Origin of the sequence: Microbacterium sp. (assembly GCF_051953575.1) — a bacterium.
GTDB lineage: Bacteria > Actinomycetota > Actinomycetes > Actinomycetales > Microbacteriaceae > Microbacterium.
In genome coordinates, this window is sequence record NZ_JBQCIP010000058.1 from 1 (window position 1) to 10196 (window position 10196).

Annotated in this window: 5 protein-coding genes; 2 read left to right on the top strand and 3 right to left on the bottom strand. The window is 70.2% G+C overall.

Annotated elements, in window-relative coordinates; all coding sequences use genetic code 11:
• Positions 1–91: 91 nt before the first annotated feature.
• Positions 92–3196 carry an NPCBM/NEW2 domain-containing protein gene (locus ACTHNQ_RS04280; protein WP_440331392.1) on the bottom strand — a complete coding sequence of 1035 codons (3105 nt, stop codon included), beginning with the start codon at positions 3194–3196 and terminating at the stop codon, positions 92–94.
• Between the two features lie 175 nt (positions 3197–3371).
• Entirely contained in the window at positions 3372–7235 is a 3864-nt protein-coding gene (locus tag ACTHNQ_RS04285; RefSeq protein ID WP_440331394.1) for a S8 family serine peptidase, read from the bottom strand.
• Positions 7236–7363: 128 nt separating this feature from the next.
• Between ACTHNQ_RS04285 and ACTHNQ_RS04290 the strand changes: the two genes are divergently transcribed.
• Positions 7364–8338, top strand: coding sequence for a transcriptional regulator TrmB (locus ACTHNQ_RS04290; protein ID WP_440331396.1), 975 nt, complete (start codon positions 7364–7366; stop codon positions 8336–8338).
• 4 nt (positions 8339–8342) lie between these two features.
• Here ACTHNQ_RS04290 and ACTHNQ_RS04295 read toward each other — a convergent pair whose 3' ends face one another.
• Positions 8343–9626 (bottom strand): MFS transporter, encoded by a 1284-nt coding sequence (locus ACTHNQ_RS04295; protein ID WP_440331398.1) that lies wholly within the window; start codon positions 9624–9626, stop codon positions 8343–8345.
• 25 nt (positions 9627–9651) lie between these two features.
• Here ACTHNQ_RS04295 and ACTHNQ_RS04300 point away from each other — a divergent pair.
• A partial coding sequence (locus tag ACTHNQ_RS04300) for a PCRF domain-containing protein (RefSeq protein ID WP_440331400.1) occupies positions 9652–10196 on the top strand: 545 nt, incomplete at its 3' end.

Below are 10196 nucleotides of genomic sequence, written 5' to 3' on the forward strand. Positions count from 1 at the left end.
GGTGGGGCCGGTGGGGTGTGGGGAGGGGCACCCGGGGCTGGGGGCCGGGGGGGCCCGGGTGGTGGGGCCCCCCCACGGGTGTTCCGAGCGATCAGCGGCAGCCGATCCCCGTGTAGGGCACCATGCTGGTGGTGCGTGCACCGTCCGCCGTGGAGGCGACCACTGTCACCTCGCCGTCGGCGAGCGCGTCGCGGATCTTGAACGACGACCGCGTGTCCTTGCCCGGGTTGAGCTTCACCTTGACGTCGTCGCCGAGGGCCGCGCCGACTGCCACCGTGATGGCGGCATCGCCCTCGTTGGCGACCGTGACGTGCACCCAGGCGTTCGGTCCGCGGCACTCCGTGACGACCGAGGTCGAGGTCGGCACGGCGCTGCCGTCGAGCTCGATCGCGAACAGGCTCAGGCCCTCACCCGTCACCGGGCTGCCCTCGGGGAGCGTGACGCTCGCGACCGGTTTGCCCGAAAGCGGGATGCGCTGCGCGAACACGGACGCGGGAGCCGTGACCGTCGAGATCGTTCCGCCGAGGTAGGGCTTGGTGCGCTGCAGGTATGAGGCCGCGCCGGCGAGGAGCGCCGTGTCGGCGGCATCCGTCGACGCATCGCTCCACAGCGGCAGCGAGATCCGCACCTGCTCGCTCGTGCCGTCCTGGTAGTGGACGGTCGCGGCGCCCGAGGTGGCCGTGCCCACCGAGAACCCGGCGACGACGAGCTCGTCGCCCTCGCCTTCGAGCGACACCTGCTGACCGGCGACCTTGATCGCGTCGGGGGTTCCGACAGCGGTCGGGTGCCAGTCGAGCTCGGCGCCGAACGCCGTCGCCTTCTCGCCGACGGCGAGGCCGGCGTCCGCCAGCGGCCCGGCCGAGAACACGCGGTAGTCCGTCGTCACCGCGCCGTTGCGCGGGTTGGCCGACGAGGCCACCGCGGTCTGGTTGACCAGGGCGTCGAAGGGCAGCGGCGCGACCTCGACGCCGGCGCCCTGGTAGGCGCCGATGTTCGGCGTCGCAGGGATCGGGTTGCCGAAGAAGTCGCGCTCGCCGGCATCCGCGATCCGCGTGCCCGCCCCCAGCAGGGGCGACCCGACGGCGAGCTCGTACCCGGGGAGGGCCCGCGTGAGCTGCCCGCTGCCCGCGGCGATCAGCTGCGGGTCGCCGACGATCGCGCCGGTCTCGGTGACCGGAGGCTGGATGCCGCCGAAGTACGCGTTGTTCGCGTACACCCCGTTCGTCGTCTTGAGCGAGCCCCCGGTCGCGATGATGATGTTGTTCTTCACCTGGCGCGGGGCGGTCATGTCGTCTTCGAACGGCCGGTTGAGGCACGAGAACGTGTTGTTGTAGATGAGGTGCAGCCCCGGTCCGCCGCTCGCGCCGCCGAGGCGGCAGTCGTCCTGCGAGACGTTGTAGCGCAGGATCGCATTAGTCGCGGTGGATGCGGTGCCGCATCCCGAGATGCAGTCCAGGTAGAACCCGCCGGCGTTGCCGTACGAGTAGTTGTACTGGAACGTGCAGCTGCCCTTGATCTTCATGTCGCAGTCCCACGCCGTCGAGTCGTACGTCGAACCGACGCTGTTGCCGACCACGTTGTACTGGAACAGCGGGTCCACCGAGTTGTACGGCCACATGCCCGCGAAGTTGCCCTTGAGGAACGGGTACTCGCCGTGTCCGAGGTCGATCGCCGAGTTGTACTCGATGACGGGCTTGTCGGAGTTGTGGACCACGATGCCGTCGCCGCCCACCGCACGGATGTCGTTGCGCGCGATGTAGACCTTCTCGTTGTAGTGCTTGGTCGTGTCGGGCGCCGACAGCTTGATGCCGCCCGCCGCGGTGTCGTTGACGACGTTGTCGGTCACCGTGATGCCGTCGAACCAGCCGATGCCGTCGCCGAGAACCGAGATGCCCGCCGAGCGCGAGAAGGCGTTGCCGAGGCTCGTCTTGTCGGACCAGCCGGCGACCTTCTCGACGTGGTTGCGGGTGAGGACGACGCCGCTGCGCTTGGTGCCGTCGTTGATCTCGTACAGGATGCCGACGCGGCGCTGGTCGGGGGTACCGGGGTTGATCACGTGCATGGCGTCGACGGTCCAGTTGCTGATGTTGAGGAGGTGGATGCCGGCGAGCGCGCCGTTCCCGTTGATCGTCGCCTCCGCGTCGCCGTCGCCGTAGGGGGAGACGGTGATGGGCGCGGTGTCGAGGCCTGAGCCGGTCGGGGCGAACGTGCCGAGGCACTCGGCTCCGCGCTTGAATCGCACGGACTGGCCGGGCTGGAAGGGCTGCGCGCCCGAGAGCTGGTCGAGCGACGTGAAGGGCGCCGCCTCGGAGCCGTCGCCCGTGCCGGTCGCCGAGCAGTCGACGTAGTACACGGTGTCGGAGATCGCGATGACGTGGGCCGAGATCCGGCCCTCCGCCACGGCGCCGAACAGCGACTCCGCGCGCGCGGTGATCGGGTACTCGCCGGCGGGCGTGCCCGCGGGCACCACGAACGAGGCGGTCGCGCGTCCGCTGTCGTCCGTGTTCGCGACGACCTCGGTGCTGGCGAAGCCGACGGTCACGGGCACGTGCGGTCCGGCGCCCGCGACCGACACCGAGACGGGCGAGCCCGGGGCGAGGAGCGACAGGTCCACGTCGTCGGCCGTGACGGTGAGCGGCTGAGCGAGGTACTCGTCGGTGCAGTTGATGCGCAGGTCGGCCCAGTCGGCGTGGTCGTTGCCGTTGCCCTCGGGGCCGGGCTCGGCGATGAGTTCGACGGTGGTCGCGCCGTGCAGGTCGAGATTCAGGCGGCCGGCCGCGTCGGTGCCGCTGCGTGCCATGCGGAACTTCTCGGCGCCGTCGACCTTCACCACGAAGTCGACGCGGCCCTTGCCGGCCTGGCTGTCGTCGATGCCGACGTAGCCGAGCAGCTGGGTGCACTGCTGAGCGACGTCGTAGACGACGCGCGCGGGAGCGTGGGTGCCGAGCCCCTTCGGGTACTGCACGCCGCGGATCGACTGGATCGCGCGGCTGGTGTCCGGCACCCCGCGGGCGCCGTTGTTGAAGTCGCGCTCCACCGGGCCCCAGCCGTTGTCGGCCGAGACCCAGTCCAGATCGCTGGCATAGTGCACCGCGCCCGCGAGGCTGTCGGCGGCGAGCGCGGGCGCCGGCGCGCCCGTCAGGCAGAGCGCGCCGACGGCTGCCGCCACGAGCAGCGTGGTCCGTTTGCTGGGCAAGGGATTCCTCCTCGAATCACACGGTCCGCGGCCCGGGATGACGGCGGACGGTTCATCGTTTCAGTCCGTGTGCGTTCAGGCGATCGAACTGAACAGAAGTGAACATTCGCAGGGGCGCGGCACGCAGAACGGCCCCGGCGCTCACGCGCCGGGGCCGTCGCTCGGGATCCCCGTGTCAGCGGACTCCCTTCGCCGGCGTGGCCTGGAACGCACGCTCGATCTCCTGCGAGAACGTGTTCCCCGCGGCATCCTTCGCCGTGACGCGCAGGTCGATCCAGCCGCCCTTGTCGGACACCGGAATCTTGGCGGTGTACCCGCTCACCCACGCACGGCTGTTGACGAAGATGTCGCCATCGCCCTCGACTGCTCCGGTGGGGGCGTCGGTCTTGGCCGGGCTCAGCGAGACCGGCTGCCACTCGCCGTCACCGGTACGGACCTCGAGGGTGGCCTCGGTGATCGCGCCGGCGGGCGCGGTCCCTGCGACGTGCCCGAGCTCCAGACCCAGCGCGATGGCCGAACCCTTCTTGCGTCCCTCGCCCGCGAGGTTGGCCGCGTTGACGTCGAGGTCGTAATACGCCTGGATCATCGGCAGCAACCGGTTGTTCCAGTCACCCAGCGCGCCCTCGGACCGGAACGTCCAGTCGCTCACCGTCTTGGTGGATCCGGCGAGGTGGGAGCCGTCGTGCGTCGCCGTGCTGACCACGCGCCAGTCCTGCTCGCCGTCGGGGAGTTCGAAGACGTTCGCTCCCTGATGCTCGGCTTGCTTGATCAGGTGCCCATCGAGGTACACGTCCGTGGATTGGTGCACCGTCGACGGCTCGATCCAGGTGTCGAACGTGCCTGTGTGCTCAGGGTTGCCGCCGTCGGCCCAGCTGGGGATGTTGACCTGGGCGTAGTCCGAGACGCGATAGGGGACCCAGAAGCCGGTGGCGACGTACGGTCGGACGATGCCGCCGAAGTACTCCTCCGACATCCGCGCGCCCGGTTCGTACGTGCGCAGCTTGTCGCGGATCTCCCACATCACCGACATCACGGCAACCCACTGGTTCCAGCGGAGGTTGTCGGTGTTCACCCACTCGGCGCGGTCCATGCCACGCTCGGCGATGTAGGGGAACCCGGTTCCGTACTGCGCCCCAGGCACGAAGTCGTACCGGAACTCGCCGAGCTGCTCCCGCTGGCCGTGGTAGCGCGTGTCGATGCGGGCGAGGTCCTTCGACGAGTGGCGGTAGGTCAGGTTCTCGGGAATCTCACCGTCGGCGTACTCGGCGATGTCGTAGACGACGTCCGTCGAGGGGACGCCGACGACAGACATCGTCATCTTCTTCTTGTTCGCCAGCTGCGCGACGAGCGCGCGTCCGTCGACGCCGCTGATGCCGGCCACCGGAATGCCGACGTCGCTGAAGTCGATCTCCGAGCCGACCCAGTCGCTGAGCTCGCCGTCCTCGGCGTTGGCGAGCAGCAGCAGCTTCGCGCCCGCGGCGGCGGCGTTGGCCGCCTGCTGGGATGCCGACACTTCGGCGGCGCGCGTCACCACGGCGATCTTGCCGGCGACGCCGGCTGCGGCGAGATGCTCGGGCGTGCCCGTCCCCCCGTCGACGGCCGCGGATTTGAACGAGCCGTCCAGGAGCGTGGAGCCCCCGAGCACGATCAGGTCGAGAGGCGTCTTGCCTGCCGTCACCGTCAGCAGCGGCGTCTGCAGGCGCCACCGCGTCGTGAAGCTGAAGTCTGCGTCGTCGATCTTCATCGGCTGCGCCCACATCTCGTCGGTCTTCACCGGCATCATCGAGCTCGCGAGGAAGTCGCCCACCTTCATGTCCATGCGGCGGTGCACCGCTTCGAGCCCGTCGGCGCCGACGTCGACGGTGACCTTCTCGGCGGTGCGTGCGTCGAGGGCGACCGTCCGATTCTGGTCGAGCTCCAGCGTGGGCTCGCCGACGAGGACGCTGGCGACGGTGTCGGGAGTCCGGTCGAGGTCCATGAACGACACGACCGAGTAGTCGCCCTTCATGAGGCGCAGCGTGGTCTCGCCACCGACGTAGATCGGCTCGGCGAACTGCGTGGCCGGGTTCCACAGGAACGCGTACGTCTCGGCAGGGTTTCCCTCGAAGTCCGTCGCGGTGATCGTCAGGTCGTACCGCTCCGCCTCCGAGATCGTGCCGAGGGCGGTCCGCGTCGCCGGTCGGCCGTCGATGAGCCCCACAAGTGCCCCTGACAGCTGCGTGCCGGCGGGAACCTTGGCGGGATCGACGGTCATCGTGACCGCGCGGGTCTGGCCGGCCGGGATCGTCAGTGCGTCCGCGTCGAGCGTCAGCGCGTCGAAGGCGATGCCGCTCGCGAGCGGACCGGGGCCCGCGTCGCCGCCTGGCGTGGTGTCTGCCAGCGAGGCCTCCAGTGCGACCGTGACCTCGGCATCCGTGCGGTTCGTGTATTCGATCGTCCGCGTCACCGGAGCCGGCGCCTGGCCCCAGGCGAGCATGCCGAAGTCGCCCGAGCCCGATGCCACGACGGGCACGTCCAGCGCCGCCGCGACGTTCACGACGCCGGTGCCGCCCTGGTACGGCGTGTACCCGAGGTCAACGGTTGTGCTGACGAGGGCCGCCTTCAGCTGATCCTTGGTGTACTCCGGATGCGCGCCGAGCAGGATCGCTGCGGCGCCAGCGACGTGAGGTGTCGCCATCGAGGTCCCGCTCATCGCGATGTACGAACCGGAGCCCGCGCTGTCGGCAGACCGTGCGGCGGTGACATCGTTGCCAGGACCGGTGAGGTCGGGCTTCATCGCCCCGGACCGAGCGAGCGGACCCTGGCTCGTGAAGTAGGACAAGGCCCCGGACGGGTCGTCTACCGATCCCACGGTGAGTGCTTCGGCGGCGGAGCCCGGAGCGCCGATCGTCTCGGGGGCGCCGGCGTTGCCGGCGGCGACGACGAAGAGTGCGCCGGTGGACTCCGAGATCCGGTTGAGCGACTCGGCCATGAGGTCCTTGCCATCGGAGGCCTCGGTCGAGCCGAGACTCATCGACACGATCGGAGCGTGCTGGCCGGCCCACTCCATTGCCTCGATGATCCAGGAGTCCTGTCCGTAGCCGTCGGCGCCGAGGACCTTGCCCACGAGCAGCTGTGCGTCGTCGGCGACTCCGCGGTGCGTGCCGGCGCTGGCGGCGCCCGTGCCGGCGATCGTCGATGCGACGTGCGTGCCGTGCCCGTTGGGATCCGCGTCGACCTCTTCGCCGGGGACGAAGCTCTGGGAGTCCGCGCTCACGCGGCCCTGCAGATCGGGGTGGGTGTCGTCGTATCCGGTGTCGAGGACGGCCACGGTGACTCCTTCACCGGTGTAGCCCTCGGCCCAGGCCGCGGGCGCGTCGATGTAGGGCACGCTCGAGTCGAGGGTCGCCTTCACCTTGCCGTCGAGGTGGATCGCCTGGATGCCTCCGCCCAGCGTCGGCGTGGCCGAGAGGCTCCGAGCGGCTGGAGCGGTGAGCGCCTGCCATGCGGCGGCCGCCTCGTCGTGGCCGAAGGTCGCTGCGGCGCCGCCGATGCTCGGAAGCGCCGCCTGGACCTCGAGCCCGGGGACCGGCGCCGAGAACGTGCGCGCTGTCGCGTCCTCCTGCTCGACGATGACCGGAGTGGCGTCGACGGAGGCGTCGTCGTAGCCGTAGTCCAGCAGCAGCGACACGTTGAAGAGGTCTTCGTCGAGCGCACCCGCCGCCAGATAGGGCATCGCGCCGTCCGGCACCACGTGCAGGTCGTCGCCGACCTCGTACGTCTTCACTCCGGCGCCTTCGACAGCGGTGTCGACCAGCACGGTGTGCGTGCCGTCCGACATGTCGGTGACGGTGACACGGTCGCCTGTGATGAGGGTCACGGCGTGCGATTCGCCGGCCGTCGCGTTCGGCGCGGCCGCGGGGACGGGGCTGGCCGCGGGAGCGGGGCCGGCCGCCGCAGGCAGAGACGCGAGGCCGATGCCTGCGATGCCGATCGCCAGTCCGCTTGTGGCGGCGACGATCGGGCGCAGGCGGTGGCCGATGGGCTGGGGTCGTGTCATGCGCGAGCCTCTCGGTTCGGGGTGGGGGATCCGTACGCCCCAACTTTCGTGGCCCGCCCGCCTAAAGTGGATGGCGGAGAACTGCCATGTCCACCATCCGCCACGGTCGGCGGGGGACCATGGACGGCATGGGGACGGAAACGGTGCTCGACGCGCTCGGCCTCGATGAGGCCCACACCGCCGTCTATCGGTGCGTGCTGCAGCAGCCGTCCGCCTCGACTGCCGACATCGCCTCCGCGCTCAGCATGTCGTTGCCCCGCGTGCGTCCGATCGTGGCCGAACTGGAACGGCTCGGGTTGCTGGCGCGCCAAGCGGCGCGCAGTGACCGGTTCGTGGCATCCCCGCCGTTCATCTCGCTGCGTCCGCTGCTGCTCGAGCGTGAGCGCGGACTCACCCGCGCTCACGAGGCGCTCGTCGAGCTGAGCGATCTGTATCGTCGCTCGGCGGAGCAGCGCAGCGTCGCCGATGTGGTGGACGTCGTGATCGGCGACGACGCCGTTCGACAGCGGGTCGCTCAGTTGCAGGCGGCCGCGACGGATCAGGTGCGGGTGCTCGTGTTGAACGAGATCGCGCTGGTCCGCGGGGAAGACAACATCGAAGAGGATCGCGCTCTCGCGCGTGGTGTCCGCTACCGCGTGATCGTCGAGAGCGCGGTGCTCGAGCGGCCGGGCTTCCTCGGCGCCGCCCGCGAGATGGCTGACATCGGCGAAGAGATCCGGGTGCTCCCCACTCTCCCGACGCGCATGTTCGTGGCCGATGACCAGATGGCTCTCGTACCGATGCACTCGCAGGGCAAGGACCAGGGGTTCGGGGCACTTCTCATCCACCCGAGCGGACTGCTGGATCTCGTCATCGCGATCTTCGAGGAGTACTGGCGCACCGCGACGGCGTTCCTTCCCATCGCCGCCGCCCCCACCACCGAGGAGGTCGATCGCGATCTGCTCCGCCTTCTGCTGCTGGGCGTCACGGATGCCGCTGCGGCGGCGCAGCTGGGGATCTCGCTGCGCACCGTGCAGCGCCGAGTGGCAGAGCTGATGGAGACCGCGGGGGTCACCACACGCATGCAGCTCGGTGCGGAAGCGGTGCGCCGCTCCTGGGTGTGAGAGTTCAGGCGCGGGTGCCCGGCACGTAGCGGGGCACCCACCGGATGAACGCGAGCGCGCCCAGCAGCCCGATCGCCCCCATGACGCCCGTCGCCACCGCGAGCGACGCGACCGCGGCGAGCCCCGACACGATGAGCGGCGCGACCGCCCCGCCGGCATCCGTGAGCGTCCGCCACGAGCCGAGGAAGGCCGCGGGGTCGGACGTCGGGGCCACATCGGCGCCGAGGGTGAGCAGGATGCCGCTGGACAGCCCGTTGCCGACGCCGAGCACGGCGGCGAACATCGCGAACCACATCGCAGCCTGGGGCAGGTCGTGGGTGAGCGACAGCGCGATGAACCCCGCACCCATCAGGATCATGGCCGGGAGGGCCGCCCAGAGCCGGCCGAACCGGTCCATCACCTGACCGCTCGCGTAGAAGAGGGCGAAGTCGATGGCGCCCGAGATGCCCACGACGAGCGCGATCGTCTGCGCGTCGAGTCCGATCGACACGCCCCACAGCGGCAGCACGACCTGTCGCGCCGAGCGGACGGCCGAGAGGGATGCCGCAGCCAGACCGAGCGTCGACAGCACCCGCCGGTGGCGCCACATGGTCCGGATCACACCCGTGCGCTCCGACGTCGGGATGGAGCCGGTCACGGGCTCGCCGGTGTCTTCGGTCAGATCGGATGCCGCGCGCGGGGCCGCAGGGGACGGCAGCTGCTTCTCGGGGTCGGGACCGAGGAGCACGAGGAGGACCGTGGCGACGAGGCATCCGCCGAAGAACCAGATCGTGGCCTGCTCGTCGCCGAACACAGCCAGCAGTCCGGCGGCGATGAAGGGCCCGACGAACATGCCGAGGCGGAACGTGCCGCCGAGCAGCGACAGGGCGCGGGCGCGGAACGACAGCGGCACGCGGGTCGTCATGAAGGAGTGTCGCGCCAGCCCGAAGGCGGCCGCACAGAACCCGATGAGGAACACCGCGATCGCGAACACGCCGAGCGACGGGGCCCACACCATGCCCACGATGCCGGCGAGCGAGAGGACGCCCGCGATCGCCATCGTGAGCCGCTCGCCGATGCGGGCGACGGCCCAGCCGGCGGGCAGATTGCCGCAGAGCTGACCGATCACGAGTGCCGAGGCGACGAGTGCTGCCGTGGCGACGTCTGCGCCCAACTGTGCGGCGATGACCGGGATGAGGGGGATGACCGCGCCCTCGCCGAGCGCGAACAGTACGGTGGGGCCGTAGACCATCGGTCCGAATCGCCACAGCACGTCGCGGGCGGTCGGGGTCTCGGCGCTTTCACTCATCGCTTCCACGTTAGTCTGGAGTGTCATGCTCGACTTCGATCCCTCCGCCGATATCCAGGCCCTGCGCTCCACGTTCGCCGACATCAAGGCCGTGGTCGACGTCGAGGCACTCACCGCCGACATCGCGCGTCTCAGCGAAGAGGCCGGCGCGCCCGACCTCTGGGACGACGTCGAGAAGGCGCAGAAGGTCACCAGCGCCCTCAGCCATCGCCAGGCCGACCTCAAGCGCGTCACCGACGTCGAGCAGCGCCTCGACGACCTCGACGTCCTCGTCGAGCTCGCCAACGAGATGGATGACGAGGACTCCGCCGAGGAGGCCCGCCGCGAGATCGCCGAGCTGGAGGACATCATCAGCCAGCTCGAGGTGCAGACGCTCCTCGACGGCGAGTACGACGACCGCTCCGCCGTCGTGACGATCCGCTCGGGCGCGGGCGGCGACGACGCCACCGACTTCGCCGAGATGCTCATGCGCATGTACCTGCGCTGGGCCGAGCGGCACAAGTACCCCGTCAAGGTGATGGACACCTCGTACGCCGAGGGCGCGGGCATCAAGTCGGCGACGTTCCAGGT

Bases quoted from the DNA above. Each gene is read 5' to 3' on its own strand.
- ACTHNQ_RS04285 (WP_440331394.1), bottom strand. From the start codon at position 7,235: ATGACACGACCCCAGCCCATCGGCCACCGCCTGCGCCCGATCGTCGCC.
- ACTHNQ_RS04290 (WP_440331396.1), top strand. From the start codon at position 7,364: ATGGGGACGGAAACGGTGCTCGACGCGCTCGGCCTCGATGAGGCCCAC.
- ACTHNQ_RS04295 (WP_440331398.1), bottom strand. From the start codon at position 9,626: ATGAGTGAAAGCGCCGAGACCCCGACCGCCCGCGACGTGCTGTGGCGA.